Origin of the sequence: Catonella massiliensis (genome assembly GCF_016651435.1) — a bacterium.
In the GTDB taxonomy this organism is placed as follows: Bacteria; Bacillota; Clostridia; order Lachnospirales; family Lachnospiraceae; genus Catonella; species Catonella massiliensis.
This window is the reverse complement of the sequence record NZ_JAEPRJ010000001.1, coordinates 1,592,250-1,611,308: the sequence shown is the minus strand read 5'-3', so window position 1 is coordinate 1,611,308 and position 19,059 is coordinate 1,592,250. Positions and strand designations below refer to the sequence as shown.

The 19,059-nt window shown below is 39.4% G+C and carries 16 protein-coding genes; 11 read left to right on the top strand and 5 right to left on the bottom strand.

What is annotated here, in order from left to right; translation table 11 throughout:
* Positions 1-17: 17 nt before the first annotated feature.
* Genes ftsZ through JJN12_RS07305 form a run of 3 tightly spaced genes read left to right on the top strand, consistent with a single transcriptional unit; the run spans position 18 to position 2,263 of the window.
* The gene (gene ftsZ / locus JJN12_RS07315; protein WP_208429060.1) at positions 18-1,175 is read left to right on the top strand and encodes a cell division protein FtsZ; all 1,158 of its coding nucleotides are present in this window, start codon (positions 18-20) and stop codon (positions 1,173-1,175) included.
* A gap of 26 nt (positions 1,176-1,201) precedes the next feature.
* Entirely contained in the window at positions 1,202-1,648 is a 447-nt protein-coding gene (nrdR, locus tag JJN12_RS07310) for a transcriptional regulator NrdR (RefSeq protein WP_208429059.1), read from the top strand.
* A gap of 21 nt (positions 1,649-1,669) precedes the next feature.
* Positions 1,670-2,263 (top strand): putative ABC transporter permease, encoded by a 594-nt coding sequence (locus tag JJN12_RS07305; protein ID WP_208429058.1) that lies wholly within the window; start codon positions 1,670-1,672, stop codon positions 2,261-2,263.
* Positions 2,264-2,326: 63 nt separating this feature from the next.
* Here JJN12_RS07305 and JJN12_RS07300 read toward each other — a convergent pair whose 3' ends face one another.
* Complete coding sequence (locus JJN12_RS07300) at positions 2,327-3,352, bottom strand: LacI family DNA-binding transcriptional regulator (RefSeq protein ID WP_208429057.1); 1,026 nt, start codon at positions 3,350-3,352, stop codon at positions 2,327-2,329.
* Between the two features lie 284 nt (positions 3,353-3,636).
* On the opposite strand from JJN12_RS07300, the gene JJN12_RS07295 reads away from it, so the two are divergent.
* The 8 genes from JJN12_RS07295 to JJN12_RS07260 all read left to right on the top strand — a co-directional run bounded on the left by JJN12_RS07295 (position 3,637) and on the right by JJN12_RS07260 (position 17,058).
* Positions 3,637-5,544 (top strand): beta-N-acetylhexosaminidase, encoded by a 1,908-nt coding sequence (locus tag JJN12_RS07295; RefSeq protein WP_208429056.1) that lies wholly within the window; start codon positions 3,637-3,639, stop codon positions 5,542-5,544.
* Between the two features lie 203 nt (positions 5,545-5,747).
* Positions 5,748-6,710, top strand: a complete 963-nt coding sequence (locus tag JJN12_RS07290; RefSeq protein WP_208429055.1) for an ABC transporter permease — start codon at positions 5,748-5,750, stop codon at positions 6,708-6,710.
* Positions 6,711-6,725: 15 nt separating this feature from the next.
* Positions 6,726-7,646: a carbohydrate ABC transporter permease gene (locus JJN12_RS07285; protein ID WP_328706794.1), complete on the top strand. Its 921-nt coding sequence runs from the start codon at positions 6,726-6,728 to the stop codon at positions 7,644-7,646.
* A gap of 58 nt (positions 7,647-7,704) precedes the next feature.
* The gene (locus tag JJN12_RS14465) at positions 7,705-9,216 is read left to right on the top strand and encodes an ABC transporter substrate-binding protein (RefSeq protein ID WP_208429054.1); all 1,512 of its coding nucleotides are present in this window, start codon (positions 7,705-7,707) and stop codon (positions 9,214-9,216) included.
* Between the two features lie 135 nt (positions 9,217-9,351).
* A complete protein-coding gene (locus JJN12_RS07275) occupies positions 9,352-10,335 on the top strand; it encodes a glycoside hydrolase family 130 protein (RefSeq protein WP_236013726.1) in 984 nt (327 codons plus the stop codon).
* A gap of 22 nt (positions 10,336-10,357) precedes the next feature.
* Positions 10,358-13,474: an alpha-mannosidase gene (locus JJN12_RS07270; RefSeq protein WP_208429052.1), complete on the top strand. Its 3,117-nt coding sequence runs from the start codon at positions 10,358-10,360 to the stop codon at positions 13,472-13,474.
* A gap of 138 nt (positions 13,475-13,612) precedes the next feature.
* Positions 13,613-15,256 (top strand): CAP domain-containing protein, encoded by a 1,644-nt coding sequence (locus tag JJN12_RS07265; protein ID WP_208429051.1) that lies wholly within the window; start codon positions 13,613-13,615, stop codon positions 15,254-15,256.
* 176 nt (positions 15,257-15,432) lie between these two features.
* Complete coding sequence (locus JJN12_RS07260; RefSeq protein ID WP_208429050.1) at positions 15,433-17,058, top strand: CAP domain-containing protein; 1,626 nt, start codon at positions 15,433-15,435, stop codon at positions 17,056-17,058.
* A gap of 54 nt (positions 17,059-17,112) precedes the next feature.
* Here JJN12_RS07260 and JJN12_RS07255 read toward each other — a convergent pair whose 3' ends face one another.
* From JJN12_RS07255 to pyrB, 4 genes are all read right to left on the bottom strand, one after another.
* Positions 17,113-17,271 carry a rubredoxin gene (locus JJN12_RS07255; protein ID WP_208429049.1) on the bottom strand — a complete coding sequence of 53 codons (159 nt, stop codon included), beginning with the start codon at positions 17,269-17,271 and terminating at the stop codon, positions 17,113-17,115.
* Between the two features lie 186 nt (positions 17,272-17,457).
* Positions 17,458-17,676: a hypothetical protein gene (locus JJN12_RS07250; RefSeq protein ID WP_208429048.1), complete on the bottom strand. Its 219-nt coding sequence runs from the start codon at positions 17,674-17,676 to the stop codon at positions 17,458-17,460.
* Between the two features lie 7 nt (positions 17,677-17,683).
* On the bottom strand, positions 17,684-18,118 hold the full coding sequence (locus JJN12_RS07245; RefSeq protein ID WP_208429047.1) for an aspartate carbamoyltransferase regulatory subunit: 435 nt from the start codon (positions 18,116-18,118) through the stop codon (positions 17,684-17,686).
* 10 nt (positions 18,119-18,128) lie between these two features.
* Positions 18,129-19,043, bottom strand: a complete 915-nt coding sequence (gene pyrB, locus JJN12_RS07240) for an aspartate carbamoyltransferase (protein WP_208429046.1) — start codon at positions 19,041-19,043, stop codon at positions 18,129-18,131.
* Positions 19,044-19,059: the final 16 nt, after the last annotated feature.

Genomic DNA, 19,059 nt, shown 5'->3' with positions numbered 1-19,059 from the left:
TGTAGGAGGAAGAGGCCTTGTTAGAGATAAAGGATGAGAGAGAATCAGGAGCTTGCAGGATAATTGTTGTTGGAGTTGGCGGTGCAGGAAATAACGCCGTTGACAGAATGATTAGTGAGGGAGTTGCGGGAGTTGAGTTTATCAGTGTTAATACTGATAAACAGCAGCTTATTTCCTGTACAGCACCTACCTGCATACAGATTGGTGAGAAGCTCACAAAAGGACTTGGAGCAGGAGCTAAGCCTGAGGTAGGCGAGAAGGCTGCTGAGGAGAGCAGGGAGGATCTTGCGGCTGCTCTTGAGGGAGCTGATATGGTATTTGTTACCTGCGGTATGGGTGGTGGTACCGGTACCGGAGCTGCACCTGTGGTTGCTGAGATTGCTAAGGATATGGGAATACTCACAGTCGGTGTAGTAACAAGGCCGTTTAGATTTGAAGGACCAAGAAGATCAAGAAATGCAGACAGCGGTATAGATAAGATGAGTGAAGTAGTAGATACTCTGATAGTGATTCAGAATGAGAAGCTTCTTGAAATCATGGATAGACGCACAACTCAGCCTGAGGCTTTTGCTAAGGCTGATGAGGTACTTAGACAGGGTGTGCAGGGCATCACAGACCTCATTGCTGAGGATGCAGACGTAAGTCTTGACTTTGCCGATGTAAGTACTGTCATGAAGGATAAGGGACTGGCACACATAGGAATAGGTGTTGGAACCGGAGAGAACAGATGCCTTGAAGCTGTCAAAATAGCTGCTGAGAGCCCTCTGCTTGATATCAGCATAGCCGGAGCTACCGACATGATAGTTAATTTCTATGGTGATATCATTATGCAGGAAATCGCTGATGCAGTTGATCATCTTCAGGAAATGATAGGTGATGAGAGCGATGTTAATATTATCTACGGCTCAAAATATGATGATACTAACAAAGATCAGGTTACGGTTACAGTTATTGCTACAGGCTTAAGTGACGAGAGAACAGGAGCTGTAGATGTGGCTAAGAGACCTCTGCAGTCAAGAGGGGTAGCCGGAAGAACCAGTATTCCTTCTTCAACCAGACAGAGTTCAAGACCACAGCCTGCAGCTGAGAAGATAACAGCAGCAGAAAAGGTGACTAATGATTCCGGCAATTCAGATATTAAGATACCTGAATTTCTTATCAAGGGAAGAAAATAAGACGCTGTTTGGCTCGGAGGTAAGTGATGAAGTGTCCATTTTGTGGTAATGAAGATACAAGGGTGATAGATTCAAGACCTTCAGATGATAATTCTACTATTAGAAGAAGAAGGCAGTGTGATAAGTGCAACAAGAGATTTACCACTTATGAAAAGGTGGAGACTATACCTCTTGTTGTAATAAAGAAGGATATGACAAGGGAGACCTATGACAGGTCAAAGATAGAGTCAGGAGTATTTAGATCCTGTCACAAGAGGCCTGTGCCTGTTGAAGATATTACTGCTTGCGTGGAAGATATAGAAAACGCCATCTTTAATAAAGGCGTTAAGGAGATTTCAAGTTCTGAAATAGGTGAAATAGTTATGGAGAGACTTAAAGCTCTTGATCAGGTTGCTTACGTGAGGTTCGCATCTGTATACAGAGAATTTAAGGATGTAAATACCTTTAAGGATGAGCTTGAAAAGTTATTATAACGAAAGGGTGAATGTTCGCAAATGTGGGAGAGAGAAATATTTGATACTGACCTTTACCATCTGGTTGGTGCATTTATTATCTACAGCATGTTAGGCTGGCTGGTTGAGTCAATATATATGTCTTTTTGTAATAGGAAGATAACCAATAGAGGCTTTGGAAGAGGTCCATTCTGCCCTATTTACGGGGTAGGAGCAATGGTAGGCTACATCATTTTAAGCCCTCTTAAGGGGAATTACCTCGGTATCTATATAGTAGGTGCTATCTCCGCTACTCTCTTTGAGTATATAGTCGGAGTGCTTATGATAAGATACCTTGGTGCACTTTGGTGGGATTATAATGATAAACCATTTAATTATAAAGGGATTATCTGCCTTGAAAGTACGATTGCCTGGGGATTTTACGCCCTTGGTATAGTGTATTTTTTACAAAGTGCAGTATATGGACTTGTTGACCGTGTTCACAGAGAGATGGGAGTTTTTATTATAGGAGCCATACTACTCATCATCTTTGTAGACTATGTGATGCAGTTTATGAAAGTATTCAACATAGACCTTGAAGAACAGAAAGAAAAGATAGAAGAGAGAGTAAAAGCTTTTGCATCCAGATGGAGTTAAATATAAGCTAACTAAAGGGCTATACAGTGGATATGCTGTATAGCCCTTTTCCAGATAGTTCATCTAATTAGGAAAAATAGAACTAAAGTAGGATATTTCAGGATGTATGTAAACTGTTTCATAAGGTGCGGCAGGATGCTCCATTCTGTAAAGTACCTGTAAAGCAAGCCTTCTGCCAAGTTGTCTCGTATTTACACTGGCTGTTGTAATCTTATCTGCAACATTGACATACTCCTTGCTTCCGTCAAAACCGGTAAGGAGTATAGGCTTATTAAAGCGCTTAGGGTGTTCTGAGATATACATGGCAACAAACTGTGCCACATAGTCACTCACACAGATAAAGGCATCCGGCATCTCCTTTATCGAATCCAAAAACTCAAATATTTTACTCTGGTAACTGGATATTCCTATCGAATCGGTATAACATGTGGTAGGGTCAAGAGGTATATTGTGCAGTGCAAGACCGTCCACAAAGCCTTGATAACGCTCCAGATTGGTTCTTGCATAATTTAAGTCTCCTATAAAGCCAAGCCTTGAACAGCCTTTCTTCACTATATCATCTATTATAGCACTGATAGCACTTCTTCCCTCTATTAACATAAGGTCACAGGCAAGCATCTTCTCGGTTATTGAAGGCACGGTATCAAGAAAAACCTTAGGGGTTGGAAGCTTTATTAACCTCTTGATAATATGTCTGTCATAAAGGTTCATAACTACAATTCCGCCTACATTGTCACCTGTAAGTATATCAGGTATCTGAAAATTGTTATCGTATGAACTTTGTATGTATGTGTACAGTAAGTTAACATTGTGCAGGGCAAGTTCCTTTGCCATACTGTGTATAATATCTATCCAAAAGACAGCAGAATCAGGCCTTGACACTACAAGCGACACATTCTTAAAGTTATTCATATCCTTGTTAGAGACAGTGATTGCAGAAAGGCTATTGTAGCCAAGCTTTGAAGCCATGTCCAATATGCTGTGTTTTAAAGTGCTTGAGACACCGGGCTGATCGTTAAACACCTTCCAAACGCTCACCCTTGATACTCCAAGTGCATCGGCAATATCCTGCATAGTAACTTTACTCATTTGTCAATCCGCCTCCCCCGCTGTATAGCTGTTTAGCTAAGTAATACAAAAATTAATTTGGATAGCAAAACATTTTAAAGTATACAACAATTATATATATACAATGTTAATTGCTTTGTTAACTTATGTTAAGTATAATAAAATTAAAGTACTCATGTCAATACAAAACTCAATTAATTTACAAAACATCTTGAAATATTTTTAAATACATATTACTATTCAATTAGTTGAAGTATGTTTAAATACTTTTAAAACAAAAATATATTTATTAAGGAGTATATATCATGCATTTTTTACCAAAACCAAAAAAACTTACAGAAACAAACGGTGAGTTCTTCGTAGAATCCGGGATAAGAATAGTTTCAGAGAGTGAAGGACTAAAGACAAGCACAGGCTGGGCACTGCCAAAGGTCTTAAGGGATGAGCTTCTTCGTTATGCCGGCATAGAAGCCACGCTAACTGCAGGAACAGCAGATAAGGGTGATATCAGTCTAAGACTTGTAGGTGCACTTCCTCCACAAAGCTATGTACTTTCAATAACAGAAGAACAGATTGAGATTCTAGGCAGGGACAGAGCAGGTGTTGGTTATGGCATCCAGACTCTCTGCCAGATTATAAGAAACAAGGGGGCCTTACTTCCTGCTCTTAGGATAGAGGATAAGCCTGATATACCTGCCAGAGGATTTTACATGGATCAGGCAAGAGGTAGAAGCTTTAAGTTAGACACTATCAAGAAGCAGATAGATTTACTTTCAAGGTATAAGTTAAATCAATATCAGCTCTACATAGAGCAGTCCTTTGCTTTTAGAGGATTTTCTGAGATGTGGAGGGAGGACAGTGTGCTTACTCCGGAAGAGATTATGGAGCTTGATAAGTACTGTAAAGACAGAGACATTGACTTCGTGCCATCTCTTGCAAGCTTTGGTCATCTTTATGAATTGCTTAGAACAAAGAGCTATGAGGATATCTGTGAACTTGAAGATGCAGCAGGTAAGCCTTTTTCGTTCTGGGAAAAGATGCAGCACCATACAGTAAATGTAGATGATGAGCGTTCTTTTGAAGTTGTTAAGAAAATGCTTGATGAGTATCTGCCGCTATTTAGCTCAAAGCTAGTTAATATATGTGCGGATGAGACGTTTGACCTCGGCAAGGGAAGGTCTAAGGCGCTGGCTGACAAGGTGGGAACCGACAGGATGTATATGGACTTCTTAAAGAAGCTCTGTGAATATGTAGTAAGCAAGGGAAAGATTCCTATGTTCTGGGGAGATATTATACGTAAATTTCCTGAGTTTATTAAGGAGCTTCCTACAGAGACCATATGCATGGCCTGGGGCTATATGGCTGAGCAAAAAGATGATATCTGCGAGCCTATCGCTAAGGCCGGGGCTAACCTTTACCTTTGTCCGGGTGCTTGCGGTTGGAATACTTTGATAAATAGAATTGACACCTCATACTCTAATGTTAAGATTATGAGCGGGTATGCAAGAAAATATGAGGCCATAGGACTATTAAATACTGAGTGGGGTGATTTTGGGCATTTAAACAATCCTTCATTTACGACACCGGGAATAGTATATGGTGGAGTATTTACCTGGAATCTGGATGCTTATTCAGGAGAAAAAGGAGTAGGAAAGGAAGAGCTAAATAAAGCCCTATCCTTCCTTGAGTATGATGACAAGTCAGAAACCTATATTGAGCTTCTGGAGAAGGCCGCTCTCAATCAGATATATGACTGGTGGAGTGCTGTGCTTTTATTTGAAGGCTTTGCAGATGCAGCAAACTTTGATGAGAAGACAAACCCTGCAGGCTTTAACAGCCACAAGGCCTTAACCGATAGACTTGAGAGGTTTAAGGCTGAAATAGCTGATGTAGACAGAGCGTCTAAAGAGTTGTTAGAAATCAGAAGGAAGCTTAGAAAAACAGTGCTTTCTATGGATAGTGCTAAAAGAAATGAGTTTAATAAGGCTGACAATGCGATTGCAGGTATTGATATCTGGAATAGAGTAGGAAGGGCGGTTGTAATGCCTGAAACTTCAGATGAGAAAGTGAAGTTCGAGCTTGCGGAAGAACTTGAAATATGGTATATGAAGTATAAGGAGATTTATAGAGCGGACTCAAAGGAGAGTATGCTTGGAAGGGTAACTAAGGTTGTGCTTTGGTATGCAGACAGATTAAGGGGAATAACTGAATAATTTTTACAGTTAAGTAACTCAATAATAGGATGCCTTGGTAAACATTTACATCATTTATTAATTGTATGTTAACAAAAATATTTATTTGCAACATTTTAGTAAATAAAATGTTGCAAAATGTTAATTGATATGATAAAATGTAACTTAGATTAGAAATGGAAGGGGCTTACTAATACTTCTTCAAAACAGCAGGAGGGAAAATAATGAGCAGTAAAAAAGAAGCTACTCTGCCTAAGAAAAAGAAAAAGTGGACAAGAGATGACACCGAATTGACCTTGCTCGGTATACCTACATTTATTTGGTACATCTGCTTTTGTTACCTGCCTATGTTTGGTATTGTAATTGCTTTTAAGGAATTTAGGTTAAGACCTAGGACAGGATTCCTGCAGAGCCTTTTTCAAAGTAAATCGGTTGGATTCAAGAACTTCAAGTACTTTATTAACTCAAATGACTTTATGCTTTTGCTTAGAAACACTATAGCATATAACATTGTATTTATTATTCTTGGAATTATCATTCCTGTTACTTTGGCCATAATGATAAGTCTCATTCACAGCAGGCTTAAGTCCAAAGTATATCAGACAATGATGTTCCTTCCTCACTTTATGTCCTGGGTAGTTGTAAGCTACTTTGTATATGCTTTCCTCAGCCAGGATAAGGGATTTATCAACAACATTTTATCCTCTTTTGGAATGGAAAAGATAAACTGGTATTCGGAGCCTAAGTACTGGCCTTTCATACTGATATTTATGCAGCAGTGGAAGAGTATCGGATACAGCATGGTAGTTTATCTTGCCTGCATCACAGGTATTGACTCAAGCCTTTATGAGGCTGCGGTTATTGACGGTGCAAACAAATGGCAGCAGACCAAGTACATTACACTGCCTAGCCTTAAGTCAGTAATTATAATGATGTTCATATTGAATGTGGGAAGAATTTTCTACTCAGATTTCGGTTTGTTCTATCAGGTAACACAGCAGATTCCTGCTTCCTTACATGATGTGGCATCCACATTTGATACCTATGTTTATAATGCATTGCAGTCAAATGTTCCTATCGGAAAGACTGCCGCAGCTTCTGTAGCTCAGTCTATAGCTTGCTGTATCACCATTCTTGCAGCAAACTTTGTGGTTAAGAAGATAAACAAAGAACAGGCAATCATTTAACTAAGGAGAATTAAAGTGGAAAATAAAAATGTAAAGAAGGGTAAAGGACTTAACCAGATTAAGTCCGGAACAAACATTGTTTTCAATATTATTTTTATAATTTTATCCTTAATGTGTATAGTGCCGGTAATTTTCGTGTTTATTATTTCGATTTCATCTGAGGCTTCTCTCGCTGAGTATGGCTACAGATTTGTACCGGCAGAGCTTTCAAGTGCAGCCTATCTGTATCTTTGGAAAGAAAGGATTATGATATTAAAGGCACTCTGGATATCGGTGATAGTAACAATGGGAGGTACAATCCTCGGACTCGGTCTTACTACCTCGATGGGGTATGTACTTTCAAGACAGAGCTATAAGCTACAGAACTTTTTTACCTGGGTTATATTCATACCGATGATATTCAACGGTGGTCTTGCTGCAAGCTACGTTGTAAACGACAAGCTCTTGAACCTTAGTGATACGCTTTTGGCACTCATACTTCCGCTTGCAGTTTCGTCTTTTAACATAATTATATGTAAGACATTCTTTAGAACCACAATACCTGACTCGGTTATTGAGTCGGCTAAGATAGACGGAGCTACTCAGCTTGGTATATTTAGCAAAATAGTGCTCCCTATATCAAAGCCGGTAATTGCTACAATCGGACTTTTCTTAAGCTTTGGTTACTGGAATGATTGGTTCTTATCATCTCTTTACATAAGAAATAAGGACCTCATATCACTTCAGGCTTTGCTTAACAGCATGGTCAAGAACATACAGTTCCTTGCAAGCAATCCGGATGGTGGTGTAAGTATTCAGCAATATCTGGCAACCATGCCAAGAGAATCAGTAAGAATGGCGATTGCCATAGTTATAGTAGTTCCTATAGCTTGTGCTTATCCATTCTTCCAGAGATATTTTGTTACCGGACTTACAATAGGTGCGGTTAAGGGTTAAATCTTAAGCTATTAAGCTTTTAGATAAAATGTGTAAAAAGTGAAAGGAGAACTTTAACATGAAAAAAAGATGGGGAAAACTGTTAGCTTTAGCTCTTGGAGCATCTATGGTTTTTAACCTTGCAGCTTGTGGAGCAAAGACTGAGGAAAAGACAAGCCAGTCTAAGACAAGCACAACCAGTCAGGCAGCTTCTGCCTCCAAGACTTCAAGCTCTGCATCTAAGACAAGTGATGCAAAGACAGGCGAGATAGTAAATCTCAAGTGGGTACAGGTAGGCAGCGGCCAGCCTGATAACTACAAGGCCTGGCAGGAAAATATCAACAAGTATTTAGCTGATAAAATCGGTGTAAATATCGACGTTGAAGTAGTAAGCTGGGGTGATTGGGACAGCAGAAGAAGTACACTTGTAAATACAGGTGGTGACTATGACATTATGTTTACCAATGCTAATACCTATGTACAGGATGTAAAGATGGGAGCATTCCTTGATATTACAGACCTTCTTAAGGATAACGCACCTAAGCTTCTTGCATCTATGCCAGAAGACTACTGGAATGCAACAAAGGTAAACGGACAGATTTATGCTGTACCTACATATAAGGACAGCTCAATGACATTTTACTTTATCTTTGTAAAGAAGTTACTTGAGAAGTACAATATTGATGTTGACAAGTTAAAGACTCTTGAGGACTTAACAGAGCCATTAACAAAGATTAAGAATGGCGAGAAGACAGCACCATTTATCCTTAATAAGGAAGGTGTATCTAACTCACTTGCAAAGAACTATGACAGCATGGGGCTTCCAGCACTTGGTGTAAAGTTCTCAGACAGCTCTAAGAAGCTTGTTCCTATCTTCGAGCAGGAAGATGTTATGAAAGAGCTTAAACTACTTCATAAGTGGTACAAGGACGGACTTATCAATGCTGACGCAGCTACACTTGCTGAGAAGCCAAAATACAGACCTTTCGGTATTGAGCAGGGCTGGAGCGGTGCCGCTAAGACAGTATGGGGTCCTAACATGGGTGAGGAAGTAGTAGCAGTGCCTTGGGGCGATACACTTATTTCAAACGTAACAGTTGGTGGTTCTCTTAACTGTATTTCAGCTAGCTGTGAGCATCCTGACAAGGCTCTTCAGTTCTTAGAGCTTGTAAACACAGATCCTTATGTAAGAGATTCATTCTTCTATGGTCTTGAAGGTGATGACTGGACATACACAGCTGACAAGAAGGTTCACAAGAACAACGACGAGTGGAAGATGGCTGGTTATACACAGGGTTCATTCTTCATCGTATCACAGAGAGATGATGTAGACTTCAATCAGTGGGATGAGGTTAAGGAGCTTAACGCTAAGGCTATCGCATCACCTGTACTTGGTATCAACTTGGATGTAACTGATTTTGAAGATGAAATGGTTAACTGCGTTGAGATATACAACAAGTATAAGAGTGAGCTTTTCACAGGTACATCTGATCCTGAGAAGGTAGTTCCACAGATGATGGAAGAGATGAGAAAAGCAGGCTTTGACGATATGCAGAAGAAGGCTCAGGAGCAGATTAACGCTGCAAAATAATTAAATTACAGATAAACATAAGACAAAATTAGACACTGTTTTATGAAAATAGAAGAGTTTTTTCCCGAATTTGTCCGTAATGTGACGATTGACGGAAAAAACTCTTTTCAAGATTAGAATATCAGGAGAATGAAGATGAATAGTGAGAATAAATTACCTCAGATACCTTGGGAGGAAGATAATACCGGAGGAAAAGAGCCGGTTTGGAGATATTCGGGCAATCCGATTATAGGAAGAGATGGAAACAAGATTTCAAACAGTGTGTTTAACAGTGCAGTGGTTAGATTTGAAGACGGCTTTGCAGGGGTATTTAGATGTGACAGCCGTTCCATAAGTATGGATATTTTTGTTGGTAAGAGTAAAGACGGAATTAATTGGGAGATAGAAGATGAGCCTATCAAGTTTGAAGGCGCAGATGAAGAGATACTTAAGAGAGAATATAGATATGATCCTAGAGTTTGTTTTATAGAGGACAGATACTATGTGACCTGGTGTAACGGTTATCACGGTCCTACAATAGGTGTTGCTTACACCTTTGATTTTAAGAAGTTTGTACAGCTTGAAAATGCCTTCCTTCCGTTTAACAGAAACGGAGTTTTATTCCCTAGAAAGATAAACGGTCTATATATGATGCTTAACAGACCAAGTGATAACGGTCATACACCTTTTGGTGATATATTTATAAGCCAGAGTAAGGATATGGAGTTCTGGGGCAGGCATAGACACGTAATGGGTACAATTAAAGATGACATTTCTGCCTGGCAGTCAACTAAGATAGGACCTGGTCCTATTCCTATCGAGACAGCTGAAGGCTGGCTTATGATTTACCATGGTGTAATTAACACCTGTAACGGCTTTGTATATCGTATGGGAGCGGCACTCCTTGACATGGATGAGCCTTGGAAGGTGATTGCCCGCAGCAAGAATTATATTATGGCTCCTTGGGAGCAGTATGAATGTATGGGAGATGTTCCAAACGTTGTATTCCCTTGTGCTGCCTTACATGATAAAGAAAGTGGAAAGATTGCTATATACTATGGCTGTGCAGATACAGTCACAGGGCTTGCATTTACAACTGTAGAGAGACTTCTTGACTACGTGAAAAAGAACGCACTATAAACCTAGGCTTAAGGAGGGATTTATGAGATATTTAGATAAGCGTGTCAAGGTTATATGTGACAATCTTGAAAAGCTTAAGGTGAAGCAAAAGCTTCAACTGGATAAATGGCAGTACAAAGAAGGACAGTTTTTTAGACCTGAGGAGGCAGAAAGTGCCGGGCCTGACTTTGCAGAGTTTGATTCCTTAAATATGCACTGGTATGGCAAGGACAAGCATTATTGGTTTAAGAAGAAATTCGTGGTTCCTGAGAGCATGGCAGGAAAGAGAATCTTCTTAAAGCTTGCTACACAGATTGATGAATGGGATGATGCTAAGAACCCACAGTTCCTTGTATTTATCAACAATAAAATAGTACAGGGAATGGACATGAACCACAGACTCCTTTTCCTTGGAGAGAACTTTAAGAGTGGGGATGAGATTAACTTTGATATACAGGCATATAGCGGAATTCTTCACGATGAGTTCCTCTTCATTGCATCCATCATCGAGATTGATGAGGAAGTGGAAGGTCTTTACTTTGACCTTTGGGTACCGCTTGCCGCCTTCCCTAGGATGGCTGAGGATGATAAGAACAGGCAGGATATTGAAGAAATTCTCAATACTGCGGTTAACTTCCTAGACCTTAGAACTCCTTATACAAAAGAGTTTTATGATGGAATTAAGGCTGCCCGCGAGTATCTTAAAAAAGCCTTATATGAGGAGAAGGCAGGCTATAGCGATGTAATAGCTACCTGTATAGGACATACTCATATAGATGTGGCTTGGTGGTGGACGGTTGCACAGACCAGAGAAAAGGTTGCAAGAAGCTTTGCTACAGTACTTAAGCTTATGGAGGAATATCCTGAGTATAAGTTTATGTCAAGTCAGCCACAGCTCTATGTATTCCTCAAAGAAAGATATCCTGAAGTCTATGAGAAGATAAAAGAAAAGGTTAAAGAGGGAGCGTGGGAGCCTGAGGGCGGTATGTGGCTTGAGGCAGACTGTAATCTCACTTCCGGTGAGTCACTTGTAAGGCAGTTCATGCATGGAAAGAAATTCTTTAAGGATGAATTTGGTGTAGACAACAAGGTACTTTGGCTTCCAGATGTATTTGGATATTCAGGTTCTCTTCCTCAGATAATGAAGAGAAGCGGAATCAAGTACTTTATGACAACCAAGCTTGCCTGGAACCAGTTTAACAAGATACCTAACGATACCTTTATATGGCGTGGTATAGATGGTTCAGAGATATTCACACATATGATAACCACACTTGGCATAGGGCAGCCTGTGGTGAATTTCTTTACAACCTACAACGGTGAGCTTCATCCTGACGCACTTATGGGAGGCTGGGAGCGTTATCAGAACAAGCGTATTAATAACGACATCCTTATCTCATACGGTTTTGGTGATGGTGGCGGCGGTCCTACCAGAGAAATGCTTGAAACCGCTAGAAGAATGGAAAAGGGAGTTAAGGGTATCCCTAAGGTAAGAAGAGAATTCGCAGGTAAATACTTTGAAGAGCTTGAGGCAAAGGTTAAGGACAACAAGAGGCTTGAGACCTGGGAAGGTGAGCTCTACTTTGAGTACCACAGAGGAACCTATACTTCTATGGCAAGGAATAAGCGAAGCAACAGAAAGTCAGAGCTTGGACTTATGGACCTTGAATTCTTCTCAGTTCTTGCAGATAAGAAGATTGCTTATCCTGTTAAAGAGCTTGATGACATGTGGAAGATTGTCCTTCTTAACCAGTTCCATGATATACTTCCGGGTTCTTCAATCAAAGAAGTATACGAGGTAACAAAGGAAGAGTATGCACGTATTGCAAAGGAACTTGAGAAGGAGACTTCAGCAAGACTTGAAACACTTGCTGAGGATAAAGAAGGTATAACTGTATGGAATACTACAGGACATAACCGTTCAGATATTGCCATACTTCCAGAAGGAAGTTATGAGGGACTTAAGTACGAGGATGGAAGTGCAGTAAAGGTCCAGGCAACAAAGGATGGAGCCATTGCCTTTGTAGAGAATATCCCTTCAAAGGGATATAGGACCCTGTATTTTGATAAGGCAGAAGCAAAGCCTGAAAGTCCTTTTACGCTTAATGGAGACAAGAGCCTTGAGACTCCATTTTATAAGATTGAACTTGATGAAAATGCTCTTTTTTCAAGTATTTTTGACAAGGAAAATGATAGAGAGGTACTTAAAGCAGGAGAAAAGGGCAATCTTCTTCGCATGTATGAGGATAAGCCTATTTACTATGATAACTGGGATATAGATATCTTCTATACTGAAAAGTACTGGGATGCTCTCTCTGTAGAAAAGTTAGAGTGGATTGAAATTGGTGAAGTAAGAGCTACCCTTCTTGTAGAGAGAAAGATAAGCAACTCCTTCATCAGACAGAAGATTCACTTCTATGCAGATAACAGGAGAATAGACTTCGAAACCTATGTAGACTGGAAGGATAATCAGCATCTCCTTAAGGTTCACTTCCCTGTAGATATTCACTCAGATGAGGCTACGTTTGAGATTCAGTTCGGTAATGCAGTAAGAAAGGTACATACCAACACAAGCTGGGATGAGGCGAGGTTTGAAAGCTGTGCTCAGAAGTGGATGGACTTCTCAGAGGGACACTATGGTGTAGCCCTCCTTAATGACTGCAAGTACGGGCACTCAATAAGAGACGGTGTACTTGGACTCACTCTTATTAAGTCCGGTATTGAGCCTAATCCTACTACTGACCAGGAAGAGCATTTCTTTACCTATGCCCTCTATCCTCACGCAGAGAGCTGGCGTTATAGCAATGTTTCTGATGAAGCGTACAATCTTAACCAGCCACTAAAGACAGTGAAGAAGGCTATGGCTGAGGATGTATATTCCTTCGCAAATGTGGATAAGAAGAATGTTGTAATAGAGACAATCAAGAAGGCTGAGGAAGGTGAAGGCACTGTAATCAGACTTTTTGAGAGAGATAATGCAAAGACTACAGTTAAGCTTTTGGTAGATACTGAGTTTAACAAGGCATTTACCTGTGACCTCCTTGAAAATGAAGAAGAGGAGCTTAAGGTAGAAGAGGCTGTCAATGCTTATGGAAAGAAAGTGAAGGCAGTTAGCCTGAAGCTTAGGCCTTTTGAAGTATATACAGTTAAGTTTAGATAAGTATAAGTAAACATAACCCAAATTACTGAGAGTATTTTATGATTGTGGATTAGGTAGTCAAATATTTTGACACCTGAATCAGAATAATGTAAAATACAAGTAGTTTGGGTTATTTTTTGTTTAAAATAGGAGGGAGATATGAGAAGAAGATGTAAGAGTAAGATAATAGCTGCATTATTAACAGGTGTGATAATTACGGGTTTTCCTTTTGTAAATACGGGGAATAATGCTTATCTTGCCAAGGCGGACGAATACTACGATAACAGTAATACCAATCTGTATACGGATGATGATTACAGCGATGACTCTGGTGTAAACACGCAAAATGTAGGTGTCAATGTAGACTATCATACAGAAGATGAAATCAGGGAGTTTGTAAAGGAGCATCCTGCTGATTTTACATCGCCTGTAGAATATGAGGAAGAGCCTCTTGGTAAGGCACCGTATTCGCTTGGAAGATTAAAGTATAAGACCTTGCAGTCTGCACTCAATACACTTAATCAGATTAGATATATAGCAGGACTTTCTTCTGATGTGGTATTAAATGATGAGTACGTAAAACAGGCTCAGGGGGCAAGCGTGGTAAATTCTGTAAATGACGTTCTTACACATAATCCTGAAAAGCCTGCTGGAATGTCAGATGAAGTATACAAAATAGGTGCAGAGGGTGCATCTCACAGCAATATAGCTATGGGCTATAACAATATAGACACCAGCTTAGTATATGGCTATATGGAGGATGGCGACTCTTCAAACATAGATAGGCTGGGACACAGACGCTGGCTGTTAAATCCTTCTATGAAGGCAACAGGCTTTGGCTATTACAACAATTATACCGCTGCCTATGTTTTAGATGACTCATCAGCCTATTCACCTGAATACGGCGTAATCTGGCCTGCACAGAATATGCCTACAGAGTATTTTAACAAGGATTTCCCATGGAGCATATCGATGGGCTATGCAGTAAGTGACAGCGTAGAGGTAGAACTTATTAGGCTTTCAGACAATAAGACCTGGAAGTTTAGCAAGTCTTCTGCGGATGGTTATTTTAATGTAGATAATGGCGGATATGGTAAGCAGGGATGTATCATTTTCAGGCCTGATGGAATCGAAAAATATGTGGCAGGGGAGAAATTCAGAGTTAATATCACAGGGCTTAGTGCACCGCTGTCGTATGAGGTATCTTTCTTTGACTTGGTGCCTATTACCGGACTTTCACTTGATAAAACGCCGAGTATTATCCGACTAGGTGAGAATTTAGACCTAGGTATCAAGTTTTTACCTGAAAGTGCTAAGAAAATAGTTAGAGTTACGGTAGATGGCAAGATTTTAAGCCTAGGTAAAGGTAAGAACAGCGGCATATATGATTATGATGCTGACAACGGGTTCGATATTAAAGCAGACAAATATGGCACGACAACCATAAGTGTATCTACTTATGATGGAAGAATAACGAAGTCAAAGAAGATAACTGTTATCCCTTCAGATGTATATATTTATTCTACAGAAAGCAGATATATATATGGTACAAAATATGGCAAGATTAGCTTGCAAGTAAGTAAGGACAAGACTGTGAGCGGCTATGAGGTCTTATACTCCACAAATAAGAACTTCAAATATGCTAAAAAGTTGATTTCAAATTCATATAAAAAGACAAAGTTTACAATAAATAATGCATTATCAAGACGTACTTATTATATCAAAGCTCGTGCCTTCGTAAAGGTTGGTGGTAAAAAGATATACGGAGCATATAGCAAGACAGATACATATAGGATATACTAATAATAAAATAACCAAAGGCTTACAGGAATTGATACGGTAAGCCTTTTTAGACCGATATAGTTAGTTTTAACTAAAATTTTATAAAAAAAAACCTAAATTTCTCATGACAATTTGTTGCTTTTAGTGTAAAATATTATTAGTTTGGGTAATTGTTTAAAAAATGGAGGAAGTAAGTCTTGATAAAAGGATTTAAGCATAGATTAACTGCCATCTTGGTATGCGGGATTATGATATCTGCGCTGCCTGTAACACATATAAATGATAATATATATACTGCTAAAGCAGAGGATAATGGCTCAAAGATAAAAAATGTAAGTATAGATGGTGTTTTAGCAGATAATAATAAAAGTAAGGGTATAAATGTAGCTTATAGAACAGTGGATGAGATAAGGAGATTTGTAAAAAAGCATCCGTCAGATTTTTATTCTATAGCAAAGCTTGAAGAAATGCCTATAGGAAGAGCACCTTATTCTCTGGGAAGATTAGATAAGAAGACTATGCAGTCTGCTCTGAATACCATCAATCAGATTAGATATATAGCGGGATTGTCTTCAAACGTGGTATTAAATGAGAATTACATAAAGCTTGCACAGGGGGCAAGTGTAGTCAGTGCTGTAAACGGTAAGCTCTCACATACTCCATCAAAGCCTTATGGTATGTCGGAGGTATTATACAGACTAGGTGCAGAGGGAGCAGCTCATAGCAATCTTGCAATGGGTTATACCAATATAGACTCAGGTATTGTGTTAGGATACATGAATGACGGCGACTCAACTAACATTGATAGGATTGGCCATAGACGCTGGATACTCAATCCTTCCATGAAGTCTATAGGATTTGGATTTTACAACAATTTTTCAGCGACCTATGCTCATGACGGTGCCTTTGGCAGCTCTCCCGAATACGGTGTGATATGGCCTGCTATGAATATGCCTACTGAGTATATTAATTCTGATTTTCCTTGGAGTATTTCACTTGGATATGAAGTTAACCCTTCTGATGTTAAGGTGGAGCTTACAAGGTATAGAGATAACAAAACCTGGCAATTTAGCAAAGCTTATTCTGACGGATATTTTAACGTAAATAATGTAAACTATGGTTTGAGCGGCTGTATTATATTCAGACCTGACGGAATAAAAAGGTATGCAAATGGAGAGAGGTTTGGCGTTAAGATTACGGGGCTAAGCGAGCCTATTTCCTATGAGGTTTCCTTCTTTGATTTGGAACCTGTGACTGGCATATCCTTATCTAGAGTTCCAAAAACCATCAAAATAGGAGAGCATGTAAGGCTTAATATAAGGACTCTCCCATCAAGTGCAAGTGATGTAGTAAAAATCAAGGTTGACAGCAATGTGTTAAGTCTTGGTAATGATAAGAACGGTGGAGTATTTGAGTACGATTATGAAAAGTACTGTAAAGCCAACAAGTACGGTACTGCGAAGATAACAGTTTCTACTCCGGATGGCAGGATAATAAAGTCAAAGAAGGTAACTGTTGTACCAAAGAATGTATACGTGTATGCTTCAAGCAGCTCTTACAACAAAGCTTCAAAGCGTGGCAAGCTAAAGCTTCAGGTAAGTAAGAATGATAGTGTGAGCGGATATGAAGTGGTATTTGCTAAAAATAAAAAATTCCGTCACGCAAAGAAAATGATTTCTAATTCTCCGAAAAAGACCAAGTTTATGATAAACAAGGCTCAGGCAGGAAAAACTTACTATGTGAAGGTCCGTGCCTTTGTAAAGGTTGGAGGAAAGAAGATATACGGTAATTACAGTAAACCTGGTAAATATAGAATTTATTAAACAATAAAAATGCTGTCACATTCGATTTGAAGGTGACAGCATTTTTTGTCTTAATTACTGCTCAGTAAACATATCCTTGCCTACTCCGCACTCAGGACATTCGAAGTCGTCCGGAAGATCCTCAAACTTTGTTCCAGGAGCTATTCCCATCTCTGGACATCCAGCCTCTTCATCATATTCCCATCCACATACGTCACATACATATTTTTTCATAATTTTTCTCCTTTATTAATATTGTTGTTTGATATGAGTGTCAAAAACATTTGACACTTAGATCATAGTTCTTAGAGTACTTTACTTCCTCCATGTAAATTAGATTATACACTATTTAATTGTGGAAAACAAGATTAAAATAAACTTTGTTAAAAGTGTATAGGATTTTAAACAATATACATACCTTTATCTAAACTTTAGCAACCAGATAAATATGTAAATGGCAACAGGTATGAAGCCGGTACATACAAGGCTCGCAATAAATAAGGCATTGGCTGCGGGACTTGCCATAAAGGAGGTAATAAGAGTGATTCCATACAGTCCTAGAAGTATGACAACTCCAATGAGGGCAAGTAACCGCTTTACTTTCTTGATTTTAGTTTCTTTTTCTTTGTTTTCTTCCATAATCCCCCTACTGTTTATTCATATTGTAAGCCTGTTCACAGTATACACAGCGGTAAGTGATGTGCTCCTTATCGGTAAGCTTGAATACATGCTTAAGTCCACGCTCCACAGAGGTTATACAACGTGGATTCTTGCAGGCAAATATATCGTTTACTGTTTCAGGAAGGCTAGGATGAATCTTATCCTTGATAACACCGTCCATTATGACATTTACTGTAATGCTGTCGCCAAAGATGGATAGTAGCTCAAGATTAAGCTCACCGGGTATACCCTCTATCTTAATTATATCCTTCTTTCCCATCTTGGAGCTCTTTGCATTTTTAATAATGGCTATCTGATTATCATATTTACCAAGATTCAGATATCTGTATATGGACATTGACAGTCCGGCAGGTATGTGGTCTATCACATAACCTGAATTAATACCGCTAATATTTAACATAAATTACCTCCTATGCCAATTCCAGTAAACGTAGTATCAAAGCCATTCTTACATAAACACCGTATTTTGCCTGCTTAAAATAAGTTGCCCTAGGATCATCGTCTATATCGGTAGATATCTCATTAACCCTTGGAAGAGGATGAAGTATCATAAGGTCAGACTTAGCACCTTTTAGTTTAGCCTTGTCTAAGATGTAGGTATCTTTAAGCCTTATATAGTCCTCCTCGTTGAAGAAACGTTCTCTCTGTACCCTGGTCATATATAGTACATCAAGCTCAGGCAGGGCTTTTTCAAGGGAGGCAGTCTCCACGTAAGGAGCATTATTTGCATCCAGTATCTCGGTCTTTACATACTCAGGAAGCTTTAATTCCTCAGGAGAAATAAGAACAAACTTAATATCAGGATATCTTACAAGCTCTTGAATAAGTGAATGCACCGTTCTTCCAAACTTAAGGTCGCCACAGAGTCCAACTGTCATATTGCCTATGTTCCCACGAAGCTCTTTGATGGTGAGAATATCGGTAAATGTCTGGGTAGGGTGGTTGTGTCCACCGTCACCTGCATTTATAACCGGGATAGAAGAATACATCGAAGCCACCTGAGGTGCTCCTTCCTTGGGATGGCGCATAGCGCAGATATCAGCGTAAGCGGAGATTACCCTAATGGTATCTGCTACAGTTTCTCCCTTGGCAGCTGAACTTGAGGAACTCTCAGAAAAACCGAGAACACTACCGCCCAGATTAAGCATTGCAGCTTCAAATGAAAGGCGGGTTCGTGTACTCGGCTCATAAAACAAAGTAGCTAATTTTTTACCATGACAGATATCCTTGTACTTTTCAGGGTTTCTGTATATGTCACCTGCAAGTGTCAAAATATAATTAGTCTCATCTACTGAAAAATCAAGTGGACTTATAAGATGCCTCATAGTTACCTCCTGGTTA